Annotated in this window: 23 protein-coding genes, 1 tRNA gene and 1 pseudogene; 14 read left to right on the plus strand and 11 right to left on the minus strand. The window is 70.1% G+C overall.

Annotation, left to right across the window (positions count from 1 at the left end; translation table 11 throughout):
- Positions 1 to 82 precede the first annotated feature (82 nt).
- The gene (locus IG98_RS0127150) at positions 83 to 733 is read left to right on the plus strand and encodes a response regulator (protein ID WP_030918024.1); all 651 of its coding nucleotides are present in this window, start codon (positions 83 to 85) and stop codon (positions 731 to 733) included.
- A gap of 110 nt (positions 734 to 843) precedes the next feature.
- Positions 844 to 1,422: pseudogene (locus IG98_RS49070) on the plus strand (DUF4328 domain-containing protein); the annotation flags it as partial.
- A 123-nt stretch (positions 1,423 to 1,545) separates the two neighbouring features.
- Here the strand turns inward: IG98_RS49070 and IG98_RS53535 are convergent.
- Positions 1,546 to 1,878 (minus strand): DUF6504 family protein, encoded by a 333-nt coding sequence (locus IG98_RS53535; protein WP_342666849.1) that lies wholly within the window; start codon positions 1,876 to 1,878, stop codon positions 1,546 to 1,548.
- A 6-nt stretch (positions 1,879 to 1,884) separates the two neighbouring features.
- Positions 1,885 to 2,640 (minus strand): GntR family transcriptional regulator, encoded by a 756-nt coding sequence (locus IG98_RS0127160; protein ID WP_030918030.1) that lies wholly within the window; start codon positions 2,638 to 2,640, stop codon positions 1,885 to 1,887.
- Between the two features lie 429 nt (positions 2,641 to 3,069).
- Here IG98_RS0127160 and IG98_RS0127165 point away from each other — a divergent pair, with 429 nt between their 5' ends.
- The 7 genes from IG98_RS0127165 (at position 3,070) to IG98_RS0127195 (ending at position 10,591) form a co-directional block, all read left to right on the plus strand.
- Complete coding sequence (locus tag IG98_RS0127165; RefSeq protein WP_030918033.1) at positions 3,070 to 4,239, plus strand: ABC transporter substrate-binding protein; 1,170 nt, start codon at positions 3,070 to 3,072, stop codon at positions 4,237 to 4,239.
- Positions 4,236 to 5,114 carry an ABC transporter permease gene (locus IG98_RS0127170; protein WP_030918038.1) on the plus strand — a complete coding sequence of 293 codons (879 nt, stop codon included), beginning with the start codon at positions 4,236 to 4,238 and terminating at the stop codon, positions 5,112 to 5,114. Before IG98_RS0127165 ends, IG98_RS0127170 begins: the two co-directional genes overlap by 4 nt.
- Positions 5,102 to 5,959, plus strand: a complete 858-nt coding sequence (locus IG98_RS0127175; RefSeq protein WP_030918041.1) for an ABC transporter permease — start codon at positions 5,102 to 5,104, stop codon at positions 5,957 to 5,959. Before IG98_RS0127170 ends, IG98_RS0127175 begins: the two co-directional genes overlap by 13 nt.
- Entirely contained in the window at positions 5,956 to 7,059 is a 1,104-nt protein-coding gene (locus IG98_RS0127180) for an ABC transporter ATP-binding protein (protein ID WP_157594534.1), read from the plus strand. The genes IG98_RS0127175 and IG98_RS0127180 overlap by 4 nt, the downstream gene beginning before the upstream one ends.
- Positions 7,049 to 7,744, plus strand: coding sequence for an HAD family hydrolase (locus tag IG98_RS0127185; RefSeq protein WP_157594535.1), 696 nt, complete (start codon positions 7,049 to 7,051; stop codon positions 7,742 to 7,744). The genes IG98_RS0127180 and IG98_RS0127185 overlap by 11 nt, the downstream gene beginning before the upstream one ends.
- A 37-nt stretch (positions 7,745 to 7,781) precedes the next feature.
- The gene (locus tag IG98_RS0127190) at positions 7,782 to 9,557 is read left to right on the plus strand and encodes a serine/threonine-protein kinase (protein WP_245651735.1); all 1,776 of its coding nucleotides are present in this window, start codon (positions 7,782 to 7,784) and stop codon (positions 9,555 to 9,557) included.
- 71 nt (positions 9,558 to 9,628) lie between these two features.
- On the plus strand, positions 9,629 to 10,591 hold the full coding sequence (locus IG98_RS0127195; RefSeq protein WP_030918053.1) for a quinone oxidoreductase family protein: 963 nt from the start codon (positions 9,629 to 9,631) through the stop codon (positions 10,589 to 10,591).
- Positions 10,592 to 10,697: 106 nt separating this feature from the next.
- Here the strand turns inward: IG98_RS0127195 and IG98_RS0127200 are convergent, their stop codons facing one another.
- From IG98_RS0127200 to IG98_RS0127210, 3 genes are read right to left on the minus strand one after another with little or no spacing between them, the layout of a single operon-like run.
- A complete protein-coding gene (locus IG98_RS0127200) occupies positions 10,698 to 11,723 on the minus strand; it encodes a PucR family transcriptional regulator (RefSeq protein ID WP_030918056.1) in 1,026 nt (341 codons plus the stop codon).
- Entirely contained in the window at positions 11,723 to 12,526 is an 804-nt protein-coding gene (locus IG98_RS0127205) for an ABC transporter permease subunit (protein WP_030918058.1), read from the minus strand. The genes IG98_RS0127200 and IG98_RS0127205 overlap by 1 nt, the downstream gene beginning before the upstream one ends.
- Positions 12,495 to 13,415, minus strand: coding sequence for an ABC transporter ATP-binding protein (locus tag IG98_RS0127210; protein ID WP_030918061.1), 921 nt, complete (start codon positions 13,413 to 13,415; stop codon positions 12,495 to 12,497). The genes IG98_RS0127205 and IG98_RS0127210 overlap by 32 nt, the downstream gene beginning before the upstream one ends.
- 208 nt (positions 13,416 to 13,623) lie before the next feature.
- Between IG98_RS0127210 and IG98_RS0127215 the strand changes: the two genes are divergently transcribed.
- Positions 13,624 to 14,457, plus strand: coding sequence for a patatin-like phospholipase family protein (locus IG98_RS0127215; RefSeq protein ID WP_030918064.1), 834 nt, complete (start codon positions 13,624 to 13,626; stop codon positions 14,455 to 14,457).
- A 120-nt stretch (positions 14,458 to 14,577) separates the two neighbouring features.
- Positions 14,578 to 15,612 (plus strand): 1-acyl-sn-glycerol-3-phosphate acyltransferase, encoded by a 1,035-nt coding sequence (locus tag IG98_RS0127220; RefSeq protein ID WP_030918067.1) that lies wholly within the window; start codon positions 14,578 to 14,580, stop codon positions 15,610 to 15,612.
- Positions 15,613 to 15,630: 18 nt separating this feature from the next.
- Here the strand turns inward: IG98_RS0127220 and IG98_RS45345 are convergent, their stop codons facing one another.
- From IG98_RS45345 to IG98_RS0127240, 4 genes are all read right to left on the minus strand, one after another.
- Positions 15,631 to 15,834 carry an SHOCT domain-containing protein gene (locus IG98_RS45345; protein ID WP_037971427.1) on the minus strand — a complete coding sequence of 68 codons (204 nt, stop codon included), beginning with the start codon at positions 15,832 to 15,834 and terminating at the stop codon, positions 15,631 to 15,633.
- A gap of 133 nt (positions 15,835 to 15,967) precedes the next feature.
- Positions 15,968 to 17,491 carry a cobyric acid synthase gene (locus tag IG98_RS0127230; protein WP_030918074.1) on the minus strand — a complete coding sequence of 508 codons (1,524 nt, stop codon included), beginning with the start codon at positions 17,489 to 17,491 and terminating at the stop codon, positions 15,968 to 15,970.
- Positions 17,488 to 18,411: a cobalamin biosynthesis protein gene (locus tag IG98_RS0127235; RefSeq protein ID WP_281178531.1), complete on the minus strand. Its 924-nt coding sequence runs from the start codon at positions 18,409 to 18,411 to the stop codon at positions 17,488 to 17,490. Before IG98_RS0127235 ends, IG98_RS0127230 begins: the two co-directional genes overlap by 4 nt.
- A gap of 49 nt (positions 18,412 to 18,460) precedes the next feature.
- Positions 18,461 to 19,261, minus strand: coding sequence for a phosphotransferase (locus tag IG98_RS0127240; RefSeq protein WP_030918079.1), 801 nt, complete (start codon positions 19,259 to 19,261; stop codon positions 18,461 to 18,463).
- Positions 19,262 to 19,567: 306 nt separating this feature from the next.
- On the opposite strand from IG98_RS0127240, the gene IG98_RS0127245 reads away from it, so the two are divergent.
- Positions 19,568 to 19,641, plus strand: a tRNA-Arg gene (locus IG98_RS0127245).
- Positions 19,642 to 19,886: 245 nt separating this feature from the next.
- Here IG98_RS0127245 and IG98_RS0127250 read toward each other — a convergent pair.
- Together IG98_RS0127250 and IG98_RS0127260 are read right to left on the minus strand one after the other, a co-directional pair.
- The gene (locus IG98_RS0127250) at positions 19,887 to 20,471 is read right to left on the minus strand and encodes a tyrosine-type recombinase/integrase (protein WP_281178532.1); all 585 of its coding nucleotides are present in this window, start codon (positions 20,469 to 20,471) and stop codon (positions 19,887 to 19,889) included.
- Positions 20,472 to 20,987: 516 nt separating this feature from the next.
- Complete coding sequence (locus IG98_RS0127260) at positions 20,988 to 22,013, minus strand: hypothetical protein (RefSeq protein ID WP_157594536.1); 1,026 nt, start codon at positions 22,011 to 22,013, stop codon at positions 20,988 to 20,990.
- 137 nt (positions 22,014 to 22,150) lie between these two features.
- Between IG98_RS0127260 and IG98_RS0127265 the strand changes: the two genes are divergently transcribed.
- Both IG98_RS0127265 and IG98_RS0127270 read left to right on the plus strand, forming a co-directional pair.
- The gene (locus IG98_RS0127265) at positions 22,151 to 23,008 is read left to right on the plus strand and encodes an acyl-CoA thioester hydrolase/BAAT C-terminal domain-containing protein (protein ID WP_030918089.1); all 858 of its coding nucleotides are present in this window, start codon (positions 22,151 to 22,153) and stop codon (positions 23,006 to 23,008) included.
- 62 nt (positions 23,009 to 23,070) lie between these two features.
- A complete protein-coding gene (locus IG98_RS0127270) occupies positions 23,071 to 23,424 on the plus strand; it encodes a VOC family protein (protein ID WP_030918092.1) in 354 nt (117 codons plus the stop codon).
- The last annotated feature ends 129 nt before the right edge of the window (positions 23,425 to 23,553 follow it).

The raw sequence follows: 23,553 nt of genomic DNA on the forward strand, positions 1-23,553 counted from the left end.
AAGCCGGACCCGCCCGCCGCCGGCCAGGTTTGTCAGTGAATGCCGGACCGTTGCCCGGCACCGGGCTGGCAGAATCCATCGGGTGACGATTCGGGTGCTCATCGCTGACGACCAGGAACTGGTGCGGACCGGCTTCCAGATGATTCTGGACGCCCAGCAGGACATGGAGGTCCTGGCAACGGCCGCCAACGGAGCCGAGGCCGTCGAGCTGGCCCGGAGGCTGCGGCCCGACGTCTGCCTGCTGGACATCCGGATGCCCAAGCTGGACGGCCTGGAGGCCACCCGCCTCCTGGCCGGACCGGGGGTGCCCAACCCGATGAAGGTGGTCATCGTCACGACCTTCGACCTGGACGAGTACGTCTACGGAGCGCTGCGCGCCGGAGCGACCGGTTTCCTGCTCAAGGACAGCGGGCCGACCCTGCTCATCGAGGCGATCCGGGCCGCGGCGGCGGGGGACGCGCTGGTGTCGCCCTCGGTGACCGTACGCCTGCTCGAACACCTGGCCCACCCGCGGGCCGGTGCGCTGCGGCCGCCCCGCGAGCCCCTCACCGAGCGCGAGCTGGACGTCGTACGCCTGGTCGCCAGGGGACGGACCAATCAGGAGGTCGCCGCCGAGCTGTTCGTCTCGCTGTCGACGGTGAAGACGCACCTGGGAAGCATCCAGGCGAAGCTCGGCGCCAGAAACCGGGTGGAGATCGCCGCGTGGGCCTGGGAATCGGGCACCGTGAACTGAGCGAACCGAGGTGGCCAAGTGGACAGAGTGGTCCGAGTTGGCTGATTAGCGAAAGGGCTGACGGGATAGAAAAAGGACAGGTCCTCAGCGCATGGCGGGGGGAGATATACATGCGCTCTATCCCATCTCTACAGAAAAGGTCGGCTTCGGCCGTCTACTTCACCCTCACCGCCCTGGTGATCGCGACCGCCGCCCTGGCGGTGTTCGAACAGGCCCGTGGCCGGCGCCTCGTCCTGGAGATCTCGAAACTCGGCGGCGACCCCCACGCCCCCGGTGCCGACGCGATCTTCGGCGCGGTGACAATCTTCGCCATCCTGATCATTTTCTTCACCGCGGCCGCGATCGCCACCGTCGTCGCGTACCTGAACTGGCTGCTCCGCGCCCAGCGGTGTGCCGACCGGCGCGCGGTGGTCGCCGCCCTGGCGAGCTGGTTCGTGCCGGTGGTCAACCTCGTCGCCCCCGTCGTGCTGGTCGACCGGCTGTGGCGGTCCTCCCGTCCGCCGGCCGACCGCCGACCGCGCTGGCGGGTGCTGCTCGCCGCCTGGTGGCTGAGCTGGTTGGTCGCGCTCACAGTGGTGCTGGTACGGCTCTGGCCGGGCGTGTCCCAGCCGAGCACCGGCCTGACCGGTTTCGGCCCGCCCGAGCTGACCGCCGTCACGGTCGCCGCACTGCTCTGCGCGGCGACGGTCCGGCAGATCACCGGGGTCCAGACCGCGGGTGCCAGGCACCGGCGCCGGAGCCCGGTGAACCATCCGGAACGTGCCGGACGCCAGGGCGGGGCGGGGTCCTGGAGCGTGGCCGCGGCCTGGGAGTCAGTCCCAGGCCCTGATCAGCAGCCAGCCCTCGCCCGCGGTGTCGAACCGGAGCTCGTAGGTGCCGAGCAGGCCATCGGTGGCGGCTTCGGCCCGCCAGAACCGGCGCTCGCCCGGATCACTGTCGGAGACCTTCCACCACTCACGCGCGACAACCCAGTGGTCGAGGATCCGGTGAACCGTGTAGAGCTGATCACGCCAGACGAACTGGACGGGCCGTCCCTCTCGGGTCCACACCTCGACAGGGTCGCCGTAGAGTCGGTTCAAGACGCCTCTTCTCCCCGCGGCTTCGGATGAGTGCCCGGGGGAAAACGGGCCTGCCGTGTCGGACATACGTTCTCATCGAGCCGGACGCAAGTCGCCCATTCGCCGTACCAGCGGGTTGGCGTCCACCGAGTTGCGGATGCTGAAGGTCACGCTGCCCGCGCGGTAGCGGTCGTCGGACCACTCGACGGGCCGGCCCTCGTGGGTGGTGGTGACCCGGCGCTGACGCAGCAGCGGGCTGCCCCTGCGCACGGCCAGCAGCCTGGAGTCCTGCACGCCGGCGGCCACCGCGTCGATGAGGTGCTCGCCGTAGGCGAAGACGAGGCCGACACTGTCGTAGAGGGCCTGGGTGATCGACTCGCAGCCGGGTTCGATCCGCTCGACGGCCGGGGCGATCCACCCGGCGTAGGTCGTGCGCTCCAGCATCACCGGCTCGCCTTCCAGGGAACGCAACCGCAGCACCGACAGCACCGGTTCGCCCGGCCGGATCGCCAGCCGGGCCGCCTCGGTGGCGCCGGCGCCCCTGCGACACTGTTGCAGCACCTGCCCGCTGACCCGGTAGCCCATCGCCCGCGCCCACTGGGCGAAGCTGTGCAGCTCGGCGAAGCTCTGGCTGCGCTCGCGGCCGAGCACGATGCGCCTGGCCCCCTGCCGGGAACCGACCAGGCCCTCGGTGGCGAGCACCGCGACGGCCTGGCGGACCGTGCCCCGGGAGGCCGCGAAGCGGGTGGCCAACTCGGCCTCCGAGGGCAGCTGGGCCCCCACGGCGTACTCGCCTCGCATGATCGCGTCGCGCAGCCTCTCCGCGATGCCCAGGTAGCGGGAGGTCACGCCCGGCTCCTTTCTCCCGGGCCTCCGAACGACGGGATTCCTTCCCGTGCGCCTTCCAACCCCCGCGCCCCCTTCAGGACACCCGCGAACGCCCGGTGACCGCGCAACCTCGCCTCGCCTCCCGGAACCGTCCTCGCATCCGGCCCTGTTCCCACCGCTGTTCCCACCACTGTTCCCGCCTCTGTTCCCGCCTCTGTCCCCGACGATGGGCACGAGGGTGTGCTCCTTCGCTGTGCGCACCGACCGGCAAGACCGACCTCCACCCTAAACACCCCTTAATCACCTACATAGCGGCGATTTTCGCATTTCACCCACGTACTCCATGCGTTCACCAAACAGCAACGTAGTCACGGCATACGAGGTCTAGCTTGTTTGTACAAGTTCGTCTACTTTCGTGAAATATTGCGCGACACCCCCTTGGGAGACACAGTGATCGCATCCCGAGTTCGCCTTGCCGGTCTGGCCGCTTTCCTCCTGGTGGGAGCCACCGCGTGCGGGGCCGCCCCCGGCACGTCGACCCCGTCTGGAGCCGCCTCCGACGGAGGCTCCGCGGCCGGCGTGGACGCCAGAACCGCCACCTCCGCGGCCGACTTCGGCGGGCTGGACAAACTCGTCGAGGCCGCCAAAAAGGAAGGCAAGCTCCACGTCATCGCCCTGCCGCCGGACTGGGCCAACTACGGAAAGATCATCGAGGCGTTCAAGGCGAAGTACGGCATCGAGATCGAGAGTGAGACGCCCGACGCCGCCAGCGCCGACGAGATCAACGCGGTGAAGACCCGCAAGGGCCAGGACCGTGCCCCCGACGTTCTCGACATCGGCCAGTCCTTCGCGATCAGCGGCGCCGCCGAGGGCCTGTTCGCGCCGTACAAGGTCCAGACCTGGGACAAGATCCCCGAGAACCAGAAGGAGCCCTCAGGCCTCTGGTTCAACGACTACGGCGGCTACATCTCCATCGGCTGTGACGCCAAGAAGATCGACAAGTGCCCGGAGACCTACGCCGACCTGCTCAAGCCCGAGTACAAGGGCAAGGTCGCCCTGAACGGCAACCCGACCAAGTCCGGCTCGGCGTTCGCGGGCGTGTACGCGGCGGCCCTCGCGAACAACGGCTCCTTCGACGACATCCAGCCCGGCCTGGACTTCTTCAAGAAACTCAAGGAGAGCGGGAACTTCAACCCGGTGGAGACCACCCCGGCCACCATCGAGAAGGGCGAGACCCAGATCAGCATCGACTGGGACTACAACAACGCCGCCTACGCCCCCAAGATGGCCGAGAAGGGCATCGACTGGAAGACCGTCATCCCCAGCGACGGCAAGTACTTCCAGCTGTACGCCCAGGCCATCAACAAGGACGCCCCGCACCCGGCCGCCGCGCGCCTGTGGCAGGAGTTCCTCTACAGCACCGAGGGCCAGAACCTCTACCTCGGCGGCTTCGCCCGCCCGGTCCTGCTGCCCGCCATGCAGGCCGACGGTTCGGTCGACAAGGCCGCCGAGGCCAACCTCCCGCCGGTCGACGGTGAGCCCACCTTCCCGACGGAGGCGCAGGTCAACAAGGCCAAGGAGGTCCTGGCGAACGGCTGGGGCGCCGCGGTCTCGGGATGACGGCCCGCACGGTCACGGCCGCCGCCCCGCGCGGCGGCCACGGCCGGTCCAAGAACTGGCTGGGCGCCCTGCCGCTGCTGGTCGTGGTGACCGTGGCGTTCGGCATCCCGGCGGTCACCCTGCTCGTCGGGGCGTTCACCGTCAGGGATCCGGCGACCAGGGTGTCGTCCACCGGCACCGCCAATCTGTCCAGGAGCCTGCAGGGCGCCTACCTCAACGCCCTGCTCAGCAGCGTTCAGCTGTCGGCGGTGGTGGCGGTGGTCGCCGCGATCCTCGGGACGTTCCTGGCCCAGGCCGTGATCACCTCTCGCTTCACGGCGCTGCGCGAGGCGGTGCTGACCTTCTCCGGTGTGCTGGCCAACTTCGGCGGCGTGCCGCTGGCCTTCATCTGGATCGCCACCCTGGGCAACTCGGGGGTACTCACCACCGCGCTGGGCATCGGCCCCGGCACGCTGTACAACTTCTGGGGCCTGGCCCTGGTCTACCTGTACTTCTCGGTGCCGCTGATGGTGCTGGTGGTGACCCCGGCGCTGGACGGCCTGCGCCCGCAGTGGCGGGAGGCGGCGCAGAACAGCGGTGCCACCACCTGGCAGTTCTGGCGCCATGTCGGCATCCCGGTGCTGACCCCCGCGCTGCTCGGCGGCGTCGTCCTGCTGTTCGGCGGCGCGTTCGCCGCCTACGCCACCGCCGCCGCCATGGTCGGCAGCACGGTCCCGCTGGTCACCCTGCAGATCGCCGACGCGCTCACCGGTGACGTCCTCATCGGCTACGAGAACATCGCGCTCGCCCTGAGCCTCGACATGATCGTCATCGCGCTGCTGGTGATGGCGGTCTACCTGCCGCTGCAGAGGAGGAGCTCCCGATGGTTGCGGTAGCCACCCTGCCCGACGTCACTCCCGGCGGCCCGGTCCCCGCCGCCCGCCCCGGGCAGCGACGGGCCTGGCGGGGGATCGTGCTGGTCGTCGCGGCGCTCTACTTCGTCGTGCCGATGGCCGTGTCGTTCTGGTTCACCGTCTACTCCGAGGGGCAGGGCTTCTCGCTCGCCGCCTACGGGCGGATCCTGTCGGCGCCCGGCTTCCTGCCCAGCCTGCTGCTCTCCCTTGGGCTGGCCGCCGCCACCATCGTCACGGTGCTGCTGCTGACCCTTCCGGCGATGCTGGCCGTACGGCTCGGCGCGTCGAGGCTGGGGTCGGTACTGGAGCTGATCGCCACGCTCCCGCTGGTCGTGCCGCCGATCACCTACGTGGTCGGCATCAGCACCGCGCTGCGCGGCGGCATCGACGCGCTGGCCGCCACACCGCTCTGGGCGACGCTGATCGCCATCCAGGACGAGCGGTTTCCGATCGTCCTGGTGCTGGCGTACGTGGTGCTGACGCTGCCGTTCGCCTACCGGTCGCTGGACGCCGGGCTGCGCGCGATCGACGTGCGGACCCTGGTGGAGGCGGCCCGCAACCTGGGCGCCTCGTGGCCGTACGTGCTGTTTCGGGTGATCATCCCCAACATCCGCTCCGCCATCGCCAGCGCCTCGTTCCTCACCCTCGCGCTGGTGCTCGGCGAGTACACGGTCGCCGCCCTGCTCGGTTACCAGACCTTCCCGGTCTGGATCGTCACCATCTCCGGGAACGACGGGCAGCTCTCCGTGGCACTGTCGATCATCAGTCTGCTCCTCATCTGGCTGCTGCTGCTCACCCTCTCGGGTGCGGGAAGGAAACGTTCGTGACCGTCGAGTTCCGAGGACTGCGCCGCGCGTTCGGCCGTACGGTCGCGCTGGACGGCCTGGACCTCACCGTGGAGCAGGGCGAGCTGATGGCCCTGCTCGGTCCGTCGGGCTGCGGGAAGACCACGGCGCTGCGCTGCGTCGCCGGGTTCGAGCACCCCGACGCCGGGGCGGTGCTGGTGGACGGCAAGGACATCACCCGGGTCCCCGCCAACCGGCGGGACGCGGGCATGGTCTTCCAGTCCTACAGCCTGTTCCCCAACCTCAACGCCAGGGACAACGTGGCCTTCGGGCTCCAGGTCCGCAAGGTGCCCACCGCCAGACGACACGCGCGGGCGGCCGAGTTGCTGGAGCTGGTCGGCCTGCCGGCGCACGCCCAGCGCTACCCGCACGAGCTCTCCGGCGGCCAGCAGCAGCGCGTCGCCCTGGCCAGGGCGCTGGCGCTGGAGCCGCGCGTGCTGCTGCTCGACGAGCCGCTGTCCGCGCTGGACGCCAAGGTCCGGGTCACGCTTCGCGAGGAGATCCGCCGACTCCAGCTCGAACTGGGCATCACCACCATCTTCGTCACCCACGACCAGGAGGAGGCCCTGTCGGTCGCCGACCGGGTCGCGGTGCTGCGCGCCGGGCGGCTGGAGCAGTGCGGTCCCCCGGCCGAGGTCTACGACCGCCCCGCCACCCCGTTCGTCGCGGAGTTCGTCGGCACGATGAACCACCTCCCCGGCCGGCTGTCCGGTCAGGAGGTCACGGTCCTGGGCCGGCTGATGCCGGTGGACGGCCCGCTGCCCTCCGCCTCCGACGTCGACGTGCTGGTCCGCCCCGAGGCGGTGCTGGTCACGCCCTCCTCCGAGGGGGGCGCCACGGTCGTGGCCTCGTCCTTCCGCGGCTCGGTCGCGCGGCTGCGGGTGCGGCTGGGCGAGTTGGAGATCCTCAGCGACGTACCGGGACACGACGCGATGCGGCTGGCGCCGGGCACCCGGGTGGACGTCGCCCTCGTGCAGCGACCCGTCCTCGTCGCGGCGCGCACCGCCCCCGCTCCCACCCTCCCGGAGTCATCGGGGCCGGAGGCGTCCGAGGCGTCGGAGGATCCCGCGGGTGTCGGGTGAGCTCCGCGCCGTCCTGTTCGACATGGACGGCACGCTCGTGGACACCGAGGGAATGTGGTGGCAGGCATGCGCGGCGGTCGCCGCGGAGTCGGGTCTGGAACTGACCGAGGCCGACGCCGGCCACGTGCTCGGCCGCCCGGTCGAGTACGTGGCCGGCCACCTGGTACGGCGCGCGTCGTCCACCGCTCCCGACGTGTCCGCGCTCCCCGGTGGAGCGGACACCGTCGAACGGGTGGGGGCGCGGCTCACCGACGCCTTCGCCGAGCGGATCGCGGACGGGGTGACGCCGCTGCCCGGCGCGATCCGGCTGCTGGACGACCTGGGTGCGGGTGGCGTGCCCGCGGCGCTGGTCAGCGCCTCCCCCCGGCGCATCGTGGACATGGTGCTCCAGACCGTCGGGGCCGAGCGGTTCACCCTGGTCGTGGCCGCCGAGGACACCACGCGCGGCAAACCGCTACCAGACCCCTACCTGCGGGCGGCCGCCGAACTGGGCGTCGATCCCGGCGAGTGCGTGGCGGTGGAGGACAGCCCGACCGGGCTCGCGGCGGCCCGCGCGGCCGGATGCCGGGTGGTGTCGGTCGCGGGCGGCATGGCGCGCGAGGGGGTGCTGGCCGTGGACGGGCTGGAAAAAGTGGACCTTCCGCTGTTGCGACAGCTGGCGAGCGGCAAGAGATCGATAGGCTGAACCACTCATGTGATGGCGTATGCGGTTAGGTACAAAGGTGAACAACCTCAGTCCCGACGAACCACTACAGATAGGCCGATACCGCTTGCTCGGCAGGCTGGGCCGAGGCGGGATGGGCACGGTCTATCTCGGCGAGTCCCCCGACGGGCAACAGGTCGCCATCAAGGTCATCAACTCGGAGTACAGCCAGCACGAGCGGTTCCGGATGCGCTTCCGCAGGGAGGCCGACGCCGCGCAGCGGGTCCGCAGGTTCTGCACGGCCGCGGTCATCGAGGCGGCGCTCGACGGCGACCAGCTCTACGTCGTCACCGAGTACGTCACCGGCCCCAACCTGGAGGAGGCGGTGGAGTCCGGCGGGCCACTGCACGGCTCCAGCCTGGACGCGCTGGCCGTCGGGGTGGCGACCGCGCTGACCGCCATCCACGCCGCCGGGGTGGTGCACCGCGACCTCAAGCCCTCCAACGTGCTGCTCTCCCCCGTCGGCCCCCGCGTGATCGACTTCGGCATCGCCCGCGCGCTGGACACGCTCAGCGGGATGACCGGGACCGGTGAGATCCTCGGCACCCCCCGCTACATGGCGCCCGAGGTGCTCCGCGGCGAGCCGGTCTCGGCCGCCTGCGACGTGTTCTCGTGGGGCTGCCTGATGGCCTTCGCGGCGAGCGGACGAGCTCCGTTCGGCGGTGAGGCGCTGCCCGCGGTGCTGTACCAGGTGCTCAACACCGAACCCACCCTGGAGGGCATGGAGCCCGCGCTGCGCGAGCTGGTCGGCTACGCCCTGGCCAAGGACCCTCTGCACCGGCCCACCTCCCAGCAGCTCCTCGACCACCTGGTCGGCCGCTCCGCCGCGCCCGAGCAGACCGCCCACTCGGTTCAGGCCTCCTGGCAGCGACAGCCGACAGTGCCCGCGAACACCCCGGGGAGCGACGACCTCCGGTGGACTCCTACCTCGATGTCCTCCCAGCCCGGCTACACGGTCTCCGGCAACCCGCAGACGGGCCCCGGCCACACCCTCCTGAGCCCGCAGGACGATCCCGGCATCTCCGCGCGCGAACAGTCGGCCAAGCGCCGCAAGCTGATCATCGGAGCGGCCGCGGCGGCCCTGGTGGTGGCCGGCGCGTTCGGCCTGAGCCTGGCCCTTTCCCCCGGCGGCCCCCCGGAGAACCTCACCCTGCTCTACCAGGACGACTTCACCCAGAGCGGCACCGGCTGGAGCGGCGGCATCTACGATTCGTTCACCGGCAACTACGGCTACGCCCCCGACGGCTACTACGCCATCGACGTCAGTGGCATCTCCCCCGTCAAGCGGGAGCAGGCCCCGATCCCCTTCGTGCCCGCGCCGCCCGCCACCCCCGACCCCACAGCCAGCCCCACACCGGTCACGCCGAGCCGGATCCTGCTCGGCACCGACATCACGATCCGCTCCGGCAGCATCGGCACGGGCGAGTACGGACTGTTCTGCCGGGGCGAGGACGACAACAAGGCGACCCGGTACGAGTTCCTGCTCGACACCGCCGGGAACGCCCGCATCCGCAAGACCGTCAAGAGCGCCGGGGGCGAGCTCACCAAACCCGTCAAGGTCGACCTGCCCAAGGGGAAGGCCACCCACCTTCAAGCCGAGTGCACCGGGGTCGACGGGGGCGTGCAGCTCAACATGTGGGTCAACGGCGATCGGACGCAGTCCTTCCTCGACACCAACCCGCTGCCCAACGGCCTGGTGGGGGTGATCGCCCGGGTCGGCGAGAACAGCGACGCCGTGCTCAGGACCGCGTTCGACAACTTCACACTGCACGGCCCCGCCATCGGGCAGCCCTGAGTGATCCGCCCGGTGCCGGGGACGATCGGGACACTGATCGGGACACTGACAGATCGAAGGAGTTCAGCACGATGCGCGCCATAGTCGTCTCCGCCACCGGCGGCCCCGAGGTTCTCACCTACGTCGACGACCAGCCGGACCCCGAGGTGAACCCCGGGGAGGTGCTGGTCGACGTCGCCGCCTCCGGCGTGAACTTCATCGACGTCTACCACCGGATGGGGCGTTACCCGCTCTCCCTGCCCTTCATCCCCGGTGAGGAGGGCGCGGGCACCGTCGTCGCGGTCGGCGAGGACGTCCACGACGTCGCCGCCGGCGACACCGTCGCCTGGGCGGCCGTGCCGCGCAGCTACGCCTCCAGGATCGCGGTGCCCGCTTCCAAGCTGCTCCCGGTGCCCGAGGGGGTCACACCCGAGGCCGCGGCGGCCGTCACGCTCCAGGGACTGACCGCGCACTACCTGACCCACTCCACCTACGCGGTGAAGGCCGGTGACGACGTGCTGGTGCACGCCGCCGCCGGTGGCATGGGCCTGTTGCTCACCCAGATCGCCAAGCTGCGCGGCGCCCGGGTGATCGGCACGGTCTCCACCGAGGAGAAGGAGACCCTGGCCCGCCAGGCGGGCGCCGACGAGGTGCTCCGCTACCACGGCTTCGCCGACGCGGTCCGCGAGCTGACCGGCTCCGGCGTGCACGTCGTCTACGACGGCGTGGGCGCGACCACCTTCGACGAGAGCATCGCCTCGCTGCGCCCGCGCGGCATGATGGCACTGTACGGCCAGGCCAGCGGTCCGGTCCCGCCCGTCGACCCGCAGATCCTGGCCAGGAACGGCTCCCTGTTCCTGACCCGCCCCAGCCTGAACGCCTACATCGCCACCCGTGACGAGCTCGTCTGGCGGGCCTCCGAGATCTACGGCTGGGTGGCCGAAGGGCGGATCCGGGTGCACATCTCCAACCGCTACCCGCTGGCGGAGGCCGCCCGCGCCCACGCGGACCTCGAATCCCGCCGTACGACCGGCAAGGTGCTGCTGATCCCCTGAGCGCCCTCCGCCCGATGGCGGGCGTACGGAGGCACCACGAGGGCGCCACGCGTCCGGCGTCGATCCGAGGGGGACGCCATCGGGGCTCCGCGTACGGCGGGGGCGGTCAGCACAGCGACTGGGCGGGCCAGTCCAGCAGCCGGGCGCCCAGGACCGCCGTCTCCAGGGTGAAACGCTGGGTGTGGTCGTCCGGTGAGAACCCGGTGAGGCGGCGGATCCGCTCCAGCCGGTAGGTCACCGCCCGGGTGCTGACGCCGAGCCTGCGCGCGGCGGCGGTCTGGTTGCCCTGGGAGGCGAAGACCGCCTCCAGCGTGGCGAGCAGCGGCTCGGGACCGCCCCGCGCCTCGAGCAGCGGGCTGAGCACCGTCGTCACCAGGTCCTCGATGGCCGCCCGGTCCCGCAGCAGCACCGGGAAGACCAGCAGGTCGGCGGCTTTCAGCACCGGGGCGCGCAACCCCAGCCGATCGCCGAGCTCGATGGCGTTGGCGCCCTCGCGATAGGAGGCGACCACCCCGCCGGGGCCTCGGTGTGCCCTGCCAAGACCGACCCGCCAGCCGGGCGCGAACAGCCGGCGGACGTGGTGGGTGAACTCGCCGGTCGCGGCGGCGAGGCCGCCCGGCGCCACGCAGACGAGCATCCCGTCCCGGGCCGCGACCAGCACGTTGTGCGAGCCGAACCGGGTGATCAGCGCGTCCTCGATCCGCCGGGCCGTCCCCTCGGCGAGCCCGCCGTCCGCATCGGCGGCGGGGCGGGCGACGGCGACCGCGTAGCTCTCGGCCAGGCGGAGGCCGAAGTGCTCGGCCCGCTCGGCGAGCCGGTGGACGCGTCCCTGGAGCAGGTCGTCGACGAACTCCCGGCGCGCGAGCTCCTCCTGGCGCAGCGCGGACCGCTGGGCGTCCTCGTACCCCTCCATCAGCGCGGAGAGCGTACGCCGCAGGGCCGAAAGCGGGGCGGGGCTCACCGACTCGGCCATGGCCAGCGCCGCCTCGACCAGGGCCCGGACGGACACGCCCCGCTCCGCGGCCAGCGCACCGGCGGCGCGGCAGTCGTCGAGCTCGGCTCTGCCCGGCGGCCTGCCGGTGGCGGCCGCCTCCCTCAACGTCCGGAGATGGCCGCCGAGCAGCTCGTCCATCAGACTCCCACGTCACGCCTGTCGAAGGCCGGTATCGCGGTCAGCACCAGCGCGACGATCGCCCCTGCCAGCACGAGATACTCCCACACGGGAAATCCCTGCTGGATCGGCCGTCCGTCGAGGTAGTAGTGGAACGGCGAGATCCAGCGCAGCCAGGACACCCCGTCCACGTCCCTGCCCATCGTCTCGACCACATAGCCGGCCACCGCGACCACCCCGACCACCGCCAGGGCGACCCCCCGGCGTCCCGTCAACGCGCCGACGGTCAGGCAGAGCGTGCCGAAGAAGAGGGCGAGCAGGAAGACGCCGGTGTGACCGGCCAGGATCCGGTCGGCCGGGACGTCCATGCCGACGGCCAAGGCCAGGCCGAACACGACGAGGAAGGTGACCGTCGTCACGCCGAGCAGGGCGAGGGCGAGGGCGGCGAACCGCTCCAGGACCAGCCGCCTGCGGGTGATCGGGAGGGTGAGGGTCAGCTCCAGGGTGCCCGTCTCCTCGGGCTGGGCGATCGCCCGGTTACCGATCACCGCGGCGCACATGATGAACAGCATCGGCCCGAACAGCTGGTAGACCAGCGTCTGCAGGTAGCCGGGGCCGCTGGTGAAGCCGTCCTCCAGACCGCCCATGAGGTCGCGCATCGCCCCGGGGAACTTGGTCAGCGCCACCTGCCCGTAGAGCTCGGAGTTGCTCACGATGGTCGGGTAGTACGCCAGGTACAGCCCGAAGAACGCGCTGATCCCGATCGTCCAGCCGAGCAGCGCCCGCCGGTAGTCACGCAGGCTCTTCGACACCAGCGCGGGCATGACGCGCCTCCTCATCGCTGTAGTAGGTCAGGAAGATCTCTTCGAGGTCGGGCTCGGCGCTGACCATGTGCACCACGGTGAACCGCGCCGCCGCCTTGACCAGCGCGTCCGGGCGGCCGTCGATGGTGCAGCGCACCCCGGCGCCCTCCACCCGCAGGTCCCGCACGCCGGGCAGGTTCTCGAACGCCTCGCGGGGCACCGGCGCGTCGAAGTGGAACTCCACCTGGCGCACCGCCTTCTCGCGGAGCGCGGCGACGTCCTCCACCGCGACCAGCCTGCCGGCTCGTACGATGCCGACCCGGTCGGAGACGTGCTCGACCTCGGCCAGCATGTGCGAGGACATCAGCACGGTACGGCCGGAGGCTCGGACCTCGCGGATCATCGCCAGGAACTCCTGCTGCACCAGCGGGTCCAGGCCGCTGGTCGGCTCGTCGAGGATCAGGAACTCCGGCTCGTGCATGAACGCCTGGATGAGCCCGACCTTCTGCCTGTTGCCCTTGGAGAGCTTGCCCATCGGCACCGCCAGGTCGGCCTCCAGCCGCTCGGCCAGCTCCGCTATCCGGCCCCTGGACACGCCGCCGCGTACCGCGCCGAGAAAGGCGAGGTAGTCTCCCGCCCGTTCCCTGCCCTCCAGGGCCAGTTCGCCGGGCAGGTAACCGATCCGGCTCCGCACGCCCGCCTCGCGGGGATCGCTGCCGAGGACCGTCATCCGGCCCCTGGTGGGGCGGATCACGTCCAGGAGCAGCCGGATCGTGGTCGTCTTTCCCGCGCCGTTCGGGCCGAGGTACCCGAACACCTCCCCGGGCCGGATCTCCAGGTCGAGATCCTCAAGTCCCCGGCGCCCGCCGTAGAACTTGGTGAGCCCCTCGGTCTCCACCACCGCTGTCATGCACCCGATCGTGCCCGCCCGCCGGTGCGGGGGCCATGGCCGGATCTCGACAGTTGGCCGCCTTTTCCTTGCCCGGATCCGGACCCCGCCCCGTCGCGACATCGGGGCCGCGCCCCCGCGAGGGCCGTACCGATGCCCGGCGCGGTCTATCGTGAGGTCGTTGACGAATCGCGCGGCACCGGGCCGCCTGGCAACCTACGGAGGACCGATGAGCGTGGACACCGCCTTCGTCCTCGGCGGCGGAGGGGTCCTCGGCGCTCACGAGGTGGGCATGCTGAGGGCGCTCGACGAGGCGGGTATCAAGCCCGATGTGATCGTCGGCACGTCCGTGGGCGCGCTGAACGGCGTCGTGCTCGCCGCCTCCCCGGGTGACGCGGTCACGCGCCTGACCACGCTGTGGGGCTCGAACGTGGTCCGCACCGCGTTCGCGGGGTCGTGGGTGACCCGGCTGTCCACCCTCGCCAGGACCGGCACCCATCTGCACTCCGGCCAGCCGCTGCGCGACCTGCTGACCCGGACGCTCTCCGTCTCCCGGATCGAGGACCTGGCGGTGCCGTTCCAGTGCGTGGCCGCCTCGGTCGAGCGCGCCACCGCGCACTGGTTCACCGAGGGGCCCCTGGTCGAGGCGGTGCTGGCCTCCTGCGCCGTCCCCGGGCTGCTGCCCCCGGTCCGCATCGGCGGCGAGCACTTCCTCGACGGCGGGCTGGTGCACAGCATCCCGGTCGGCCGCGCGATCGCGCTGGGCGCCCGCCGGGTGTACGTGCTGCACGTGGGCAGGATCGAGCGCCCCCTTCTGGTGCCACGGCGCCCGTGGGAGGTCGGGATGACCGCCTTCGAGATCGCCAGGCGGCACCGCTTCGCCGAGGAGATGGCCACCCTGCCGGGCGATATCGAGGTCCATGTCATGCCGTCGGGTGGCGAGGCACGCCCGGGAATGGATCTGGCCCAGCTGCGTTATCGGGATATATCGCATATATCTGGATACATAGAACGGGCGTACCAGGCATCGTCCAGCTACCTGGCCCGTAACCCGTCCACCTGAGTTCCCCATACCCACCGGCGTCCCCCCGGGGGTACGCACCGGCACTCCCCTCCACACCGATCACCAACCCGTCAGATCCATACACCCGCACCGCATATCACCCCCAGGCAGGAGCCGCTCATGCTGCCTCCTCGCATCATCCGCCGGCTGATCCTGGCCCCGCTCGTCATCGTGCTCACCGTGGTCGCGGTGGTCACGCTCCCGATCTGGCTGCTGGTGGTGGCCGCGGCCTCGCTGCGCCTGCCGCCCCCGCAGCGGCGCGGCACCCGGCTGGTCTGGTTCGCGGTGGCGTGGCTGGCCCTGGAGTCGATGGCGCTCCTCGCCTGCCTGGGCCTCTGGGTGGCGAGCGGGTTCGGCGGATGGCTCCACCGCGACGAGCACCAGGAGCGGCACTACGCGCTGATCCGGTGGTTTTTGTCCAAGGTGTACGAGGTGGCCGTGCGGATCTTCCGGCTGAGCGTCGAGATCGACGAGCCGACACCCACCTCCGGCGAACTCTCCCGGCGCCTCACCCGCCCCGTCATCGTGCTGTCCCGCCACGCGGGCCCCGGCGACTCGTTCCTGCTCGTCCACCACCTTCTCGCCCGGTACGACAGGCGCCCGAGGATCGTGATGAAGGCCGCCCTGCAACTCGACCCCTCACTGGACGTGGTGATCAACCGCCTCCCCAACGCCTTCGTCCCGCGCAAGACCTCCGAGAGTGGCGTTCTCGGCGAGATCCGCCGCCTGGCCTCGGGCATGGACGCCGACGACGCCCTGGTGATCTTCCCGGAGGGCGGCAACTTCACCCCCAGGCGTCGCTGGCGGGCCATCCTCCGACTGGAGCGCAAGGGCCTGTCCGAGGAGGCCGAGCGGGCCCGCGGGCTGGAACACCTGATGGCACCCCGCCCCAACGGGGCCATCGCCGCGATCGAGGCCTGCCCCGAGGCGGACGTGATCTTCGTCGCGCACACCGGCCTCGACGACCTGGTCACCCTCGGAGACATCTGGCACCGCCTCCCGATGAGCGCCGAGATCAAGGCCAAGTGGTGGCGGGTCCAGGCCGCCGACGTGCCGCGCGACCGCGAGAACCAGATCCGGTGGCTCTTCGACCAGTGGGAGGAGATCGACGCCTGGATCACCGCGAACCAGCCCACCTCAGCCCCCGCCGCCTGACAGACCGCGGAGGTGGGCCTACCACTCCTGGGAGAGACCCGACATCCGGCGGAGGTACTCGTCCTCGTCGATCTCACCGGCCGCGTAACGACGCCTGAGGATCTCGCGGGGGCTGTCGGCGGCTGGTTCGGGAGCCGAGAAGGAGCGGATCATCCGGGCCGCGCCAAGAACCACCATGGCGATCACGGCGATGACAAAGAGCAACACGATGATGCGGACCATCACCGACCTCCCAGACTTCCCCCATCGGATCTGGCAGGGGAAATACCGATTTTACTAGGCCAAGGCCCCTTTCTTCCCTGTCGCACGGGAAAAGAATGGGGGCGCCCCCTCGCCGGACCGCCCCCGCCGCCGGTCAGCCGGCGGAGGAGCCACCCCGGGAGAGGTACGGGGCCTCGCGCCGGGTGGCGCCGGGCGGAAGCGACGGCAGCCCCGAAGGCGTCCCACCCTCCATCAGCCGGAGCAGTGCCCCGGTGTCGACGTTCCGCTCGACCAGGTCGCCGAGCGCGTCCAGCCGCTCCTCGCGCAGGGCGGCGAACGACACGTCAGGGGCCGGGGTGAAGTCACGGCCGGAGACGGCGGCCACCTCGGCCAGGAACGCCCGGCGGAAATCGTCGTTCTCCAGGGCGCCGTGCCAGGTGGTGCCCCACACCGAGCCGTACCGGCAGCCGTCCAGGAAGGGCTCGCCACCGTTGACCGTCACGACCCCATGGTGGATCTCGTACGCCTCGACCCGGCAGCCGTAGGCGGCGCCCACCGGGCGGCCCAGCGTCTTGTCCTCGGCGAACTCCACCGAGGCGGGCAGCAGCCCCAGCCCCTCGACGAGGCCGGCCCCCGACTCGACGTCGTCGCGGATGGTCCTGGCGAGCATCTGGTAACCGCCGCAGATACCTAGCACGGCCCGTCCCCGCAGGGCCTCGGCCAGGCCGGTGGCGCGAAGCCAGGCCAGGTCGGAGACCGTGGCCCGGGAACCGGGCAGCACCACCAGATCGGCGTCGTCCAGCTCGCCCGGCGAGGTCACGTAGCGGACCGTCACTCCGGGCTCGGAGGCCAGCGCGTCCACGTCCGTGAAGTTGGAGATCCTCGGCAGCCGTACCACCGCCACCCGCAGGCTCTGCCCGCCGTACGGGGCGCGCGTCCCGGGCGCGGGCCGGTTGTCCAGGGCCAGGGAGTCCTCGACATCCATCCAGAGGCCGTCCAGCCAGGGCAGCACCCCGTACACCTCACGGCCGGTCAGCTCCCTGATCATGTCCAGGCCCGGTTCGAGGAGCTCGGGCGCCCCCCGGAACTTGTTGATCACGAACCCGGCGATCAGCGCCTGGTCGGCGGGCTCCAGCAGCGCCACGGTCCCGTACAGCGAGGCGAAGACCCCGCCCCTGTCGATGTCGCCGACCACGACGACCGGCAGGTTCGCGGCACGGGCCAGCCCCATGTTGGCGATGTCGCCCGCGCGCAGATTGATCTCCGCCGGACTGCCCGCCCCCTCGCAGACCACCACGTCGTAGCGGGCCCGCAGCCGCTCCAGCGCGTCCACCGCGACCTGCCGGAGCCGCTCCTTGACGTCCCAGTACTCCATCGCGTCGACCTCGGCCATCGGCCTGCCCATCACCACGACCTGGCTGCGCCGGTCACTGCCCGGCTTGAGCAGGATCGGGTTCATGTCCGCGCTGGGCTCCAGCCCACACGCGGCGGCCTGCATCGCCTGGGCCCGGCCGATCTCGGCGCCGTCGGCGGTGACGAAGGAGTTCAGCGACATGTTCTGCGCCTTGTACGGTGCGACCCGCACCCCCTGGCGGGCCAGCCAGCGGCAGATCCCGGCGGTGACGACGCTCTTGCCCGCGTCGGAGGTGGTCCCGGCGACCAGCAGCGCCCCCTTCACCCCTTCCTCCCGCGCGATCCGCGCACGGCGGCCAGGACGGCCAGCCCCGCCGCGGCCAGGCCGACCGCCCGCGCCAGTCGTACGGACCGGCGGATGTCGGCGACCGAGGGCTCGGGTCCTTCGCCCATCTTCGGCCGGTGCTCCACCCGGGTGCCGTACACGTTCACCCCGCCGAGCGTGCGGTCCAGCGCGCCCGCGAAGGCCGCCTCGCAGCGGCCCGCGTTGGGGCTGGGGTGACGGTGGCCGTCCCCGCGCAGCACCGCCGCCGCCCGCCGCGTCGAACCGCCCACCAGGGGGGCGCCGAGCGCGGCGAGCAGCCCGGTGATCCTGGCGGGTACGAAGTTGGCCACGTCGTCGAGGCGGGCCGCGGCCCAGCCGAAGCGCTGGTAGCGCTCGTTGCGGTGGCCGACCATCGCGTCCAGCGTGTTGACCGCCCGGTAGGCGAGCAGGCCGGGCACCCCGGCGACCGCTCCCCAGAACAGCGGCGCCACCACCGCGTCGGAGGTGTTCTCCGCGATCGACTCCACGGTGGCCCTCGCCAGTCCGGGCGCCGCCAACCCGGAGGGATCCCGCCCGCACAGATGAGGCAGCCTCTCCCGGGCCCCGGCCAGGTCACCGTCCTCCAGGAGTTCGGCCATCTCCACCCCCTCGCGGCCCAGTGTGGTGCCGCCGAGAACGGCCCAGGTCGCCGCCGCGCTCAGCACGGCCCGCACCATGGGATCGCGCGGCCGGGTCGCGGCGTGGCCGAGCAACGCCACCGGAACCACGCACAGTACGACGTGGAGCACGCCCCTTGCCCGGCCGTCCCCGTACACCCGCCTCTCCACCTCGGCGGCGGCGGTGCCGAACAGCGCGACCGGGTGCCCTCGCCGGGGATCGGCGAGCACGGCGTCGATCACGACCCCGGCGAGCATCCCCACACCTTCGGCTACTCCAGGTCCCCTTAGTCCCACTTTGGCGATTAGTCGACTAAATGAGATGTTCATGGAGTTCATCCTGGTGGGTCTCCAGCCACACCCGGGCCCGCCGGATGCGCACCCCCGCCCCACCGGCCCACATCCGGGCCCATCCGCCACTCCCTGCCTCGGCCCTGGCACGCATCACCTGGTACGAGCGGTCGAAGCGGAGCCGGGCCAGATCCAGCAGGCGTCTGCGGTCGCGAGGCGCCAGGCCGTACGCGTCGCAGAACAGGCGGAGCCGGGGCCCGACCTCAAGGCGGCGCTGGAGCGGCTCCAGATCGACGGGATCGGCGATCGGCGCCCAGTGCCGCAGCGTGGTCACCACGTCGAAGAGCCGGGTCGTCGGCCGGGCCATGTCGAAGTCGATCAACGCGACCGGCAGCCCGTCACGGAAGATCACGTTGTCCAGATTGACGTCACAGTGCCCGATCAGCCTCGGGGCCGCGTCGTCGTTGGACCCGCCCTCCCAGAAGGCTCCCGGCGGCGGGACGAACCCCTCGGCCGCGTCGTGGAAGCCGCGCAGCAGCCGCGCCAGCGCGGCCAGCGACTCCCCGCTGAGCGCGTACCCGGGCAACGGCCTGGCCGCGGAGCCGCCCTCGACGTAGCTCAGCACCTCCCGGCCCCGCTCGTCCACGCCCAACGCCCGGGGCGCCCCCTCGAACCCGGAACGCTCCAGATGCCGCAGGAGCGCGTGCACCGAAGCGGTGGAGGCCCGGCTGGGCCGGCGGACGGTGTCCCCGACCCGCACCACCCCGTCGGTGACATCACCGCCCAGAAGGGGGATCTCCTGTTGGGTCCTGACGGCGAACATGCCACCCGAGCGTAGACGGATCCGCCTTCTCGCGTGGACGATTCGGGCGGACATCTCCCTGTCTGATGGAACATCCGGAAGTCATCCGCCCATCGGACATCCGCTGCCATGTACGGCAAGGTCATCGGGGAGACGCCTCCTCGTCCAGCGAGGTTCCTCCAGCCCGAACAGCCGGAATCCCGCTTCGGCCGCCCGGCCCGGAGGCCGTTCTCTCCGGGCAGGTCGAGGCGCCGCGGAGTGATCCTCGCGACACAGCCCCAAAACCGATACATGGGCACTCCCCGGATCATGCACAATTGAGCGGGAGCACCCTTAGCTCAGCTGGATAGAGCACCGGACTTCTAATCCGACGGTCGCAGGTTCGAATCCTGCAGGGTGCGCTGCCGAGACCAGGTCATCTAGCCGCTGACCTGGTCTTTTGCTTGTCCGCAGCCTGACCCCCTCAGGCAGCCGCAGGTAGCCGGAAGCAGTCGTATGCCACCGCTCGCGGAACATACGCGGAATGGGCGCGGCCCCGTTTTCCCAGGTGGGACCGGGAGTTCCAGAGCGTCGCGGACCGATTCCGGGGCCGGAACGACGAAGGACCCCAAGGTGTCCCGGGGTCCTTCATGGAGCATGATCCGTGTCATGTGACGAGCGCCGCCAAGATTCTTTGGTTCGCCACCTCGCGCTGGCCGTCGATGCACTTGGCGTAGACCCTGAGCATCACATCCACCCCGTGACCGGCCCTCTCCGCGGCTTCCGGCGCGTGCACCCCAGCGTTGAGCCACAGGGAGACCGCCGCGTGCCGCAGGTCATACGGCCTGCCCGCCAGGGGTGAGGCGACCTGCTCGGGGGTGAAGGCGTACGTCCGAGCCTCCTTCCAGACCTTGGCGTACGCGGACCCTGAGATCAGTCCGCCCGTACGGGTCCGGAAGAGCCGGCCATCGGCGGCGACGCCGTGACGGTCGATGTGGTCACGCAGGATGGCCACCAGTTCCGGCGGGATCGGCACCGGCCGCGTCTCCTTCTCGTCCCGGTGCTTGAGACCGCGCTCGTCGTGGGTCTCCCCCGAGTCGGTGAACCGCTTGTTGCTCTGCGGCCTGGTCTTCTCCAGGGTAAGCAGCCCCCAGCAGGACGCCGGAAGGTGACAGTCCTTCTTCCGGAGTCCCGCGGCCTCCCTCGGACGCGGGCCGCCGAAGTACATACAGGCGAACAGGGCAACGAGCATCAGCCCCATGACCGATCGCTGAACCGAAGATCACATCGCGACCACCGACAGTACCCCTGCGAGCGGGAAGCATCCGGATGAGCCCTGGACGGCAAAAGCACAGAAGACCGTACAGTCCCAATCGGAACACTTACGTAGTGGTCGGCGGCTCGGAGATGATTCCGGATAGGTAAGCGGACCCTTCCAGGATCTGGGTGGTGAGCTTGATTCCGGTGAGACGCTCGATCAGGACAAGCCCTGGCCCCTGGTAGAGCTCATAGTGGAAATCTGCGGGAAGAGAGGCGGGAGACATGGGCGCGGGGCTCCCGTCCAGCGATCCAAAAGCCAGAAGGTGTAGCCCCGGCACGCCCAAGGCCGACCTGTACACCACTCTTGCGGACGCGACCCCTGGCGGCCGATTCTGGCCGACGGCGGCTCCAACTCGCAGAGCACCGAGGACGGGGAACGCTACTCCTTGCGCGCTGGACCATTTGTACGGCAAGAGGTGAAGCGGGTTGGGACCGCATACCGTCGGGGCTACCAGGTCACTGTGAGTTCACCCGTCAGGAATGTACGCGAGTTCTTGATCTGGGCTTGGTTGATAATTTTTATCCGGTCCAGCCGAACCTGATTCTTCGCAATGATCCTTTTCTGGCTGTCGCGGTATGCCGCCTGCCGTGCACCGTAGTAGTTCGTGTCCATCCTGCATGTCGCGTCGGCGGTGGCCGTCGCAATCTCCTCCGGGGTCCCCTGAGGCTTGAGAATATGATCATTCGCCGCGTTGTATCCCCAGCGGGGATCTCCGACGGCGGCCTCGGGATTCGGGTAGTCGAACCCTTTTTCCTTCATGCAACTGCTCCACACCTGTTCGGCATCACGGATGCGTGAATCGGTGTAAGCACTCTGGGATGCGTCGTCGGCCAGTATGAAAAGGTCCTGCTCCTCGTGCACCCTGGCCGCTCTGTCTCCGAGGGGTTCCAGGGATCCCTGGCCGAGAAGTGCTTCCGTTCTGCCGGTACATCCACCGGCAGGCAATGCCTTGCCGTGGAAGTTCCGTCTTCTACCATTCAGGACGATGGCCTGCTCATCGGATATGGAGTACCCGGTGAAGCCTGCGCTCTCCAGGAGCTGAGTGGGCGGACCCGTATAGCCGTACTTCTCCACCTGACGGTCACCCAGCCAGGCGAGATAGCCGGCGTTCTTATGCTCCTCAGGCTGAGCCGGGAGCGGCAGAGCTTTCAACTCCACCCCGAACTTCCGGGTGCAGTCGGCGAGCATCATGAACCGGGCCTTGTCGACGATCTTCCGGTCGGCCGCGGGCAGATCATAGGCATCAAGCGGAAGAGTGAGGTCGGCGGCGGTGCGCGGAGCCGGGATCGCACTCACGGCCTTATCCTCCCCGGCTGCGCTGCAACCTGTTGCGCCGATGACCACGAGAAGGCCGGCCAGCAGGCGGCGCGCGACGATGGCGGGCGCAACGGTCACGAAGAAACTCCATCCGACAGGAACGGCATTTCGCAGATAATGCCATCCGGGCGTCGGCGTGGAGAGCACCTTGATCACGATGTGATGGGAAAGCCTCGGATCGCTGACCGCTCGAACACGCCAGCGGAGGACGATCTCCGCTGCCCACCGCCCAAAGGCCGATCTTCGCCTCCGGCGGGGGCACTCCGACGCCCGATCTCAGATAGGAAATATGCGTGGAGATCATCGAACGCGGCCTCGCCGGCCCTTACGAGGGAATCATGATCACGCCGCGAAGTGGCGGAGACGTCGGTGTCCTTGTCCTGGCCGGCTCCAGCGGGCGTATCGAGACCGAGCGGTCGCGTGTGCTCGCCCGGCAAGGCGCCGTCGCGGTGTCGATCCGCTGGTTCGGAGGTCCCGGACAACCGGCCGGAATCTGTGAAATCCCGCTGGAGATCTTCACCGCCACCGTTGACCTGCTCCTGGACACCGGGGTACGGCGTATCGGCGTTGTGGGGATATCCAAAGGTGCCGAGGCCGCGCTGCTCATCGCCGGGCTCGATCCCCGCATCGACGCGGTGGTTGCGCTGTCCCCCACCTCCGTCGTCTGGGCGAATGTCGGGCCGGGGATAGACGGACACACTCACCCGTACCGATCCTCATGGACCTGGCGGGGAGATCCCATGCCATTCGTTCCCTATGACGACACCTGGTCTCCAGCTGAGCCGGAAGGCTTCCCGGTGGCGTACCGCACGCTCTATGAACACAGCCGTAGGACATTCGCCCCATCAGCAGAAGCCGCTGCGATTCCCATCGAGCAGGCTACGGGCGAACTTCTCCTCGTCGCGGGCGCAGACGATCGAATGTGGCCGTCACTGCCCTTCGCCGAAGAGCTGGCCACCCGCCGCTCGGCGGCGGGACGTCCGGTTCGCATCCTCAGCAGCCCGGATGCCGGCCACCGCCTACGTCTGCCCGGAGAGTCACCTGCTCCGGCATCGACAAGCTATCTGTACGGGGGATCATCCGGCGCGGACGCCGCCTTGGGGGCGGTCGCGTGGCCCCATATCCTCCAGACCCTTCAGATCATGCCGTGATTCCCATACGCGGCCGGAACGCTACGAGCTCGTCGTAGACCTTATATATGTGAGGAGTTGTGATGCTGCATCACGTGCTGCTGGCCTGTCCCCGGGGAAGCGAGCCGGTCTTGCGCGACTTCTACGAGGGTGTGCTCGGTCTGACCGAGATCCCCAAGCCCCCCGCTCTCGCCACCCGCGGCGGGTGCTGGTTTCGCGGCCATGGCATCGAACTGCACCTGGATGTCGAGGCCGACTTCCGCCCCGCTCGCAAGGCACACCCCGGCCTCCTGGTCCACGACATCGACCAGTGGGCCCAGCGGCTGAGCAACGCCGGTTATCCGGTCGACTTCGACGACGACTTCCCAGGAATGCGCCGCTTCCACAGTGAAGATCCCCATGGCAACCGCCTGGAGTTCCTCGAACCGCTTCCCTGACGACGAGCACCTGTGGTTATGACGGCTTGGACTGGGATCTGGCCCACATTTCGTGATGAATACTGCCCCGTAGCCTCGGCTGAGTCGGTGAGGATGCGTCGAGTGCGAAGATCGTTGCCTGGATGTCCT

The sequence above is a fragment of the Streptosporangium amethystogenes genome, assembly GCF_000721075.1.
Classification (GTDB): Bacteria; Actinomycetota; Actinomycetes; order Streptosporangiales; family Streptosporangiaceae; genus Streptosporangium; species Streptosporangium amethystogenes.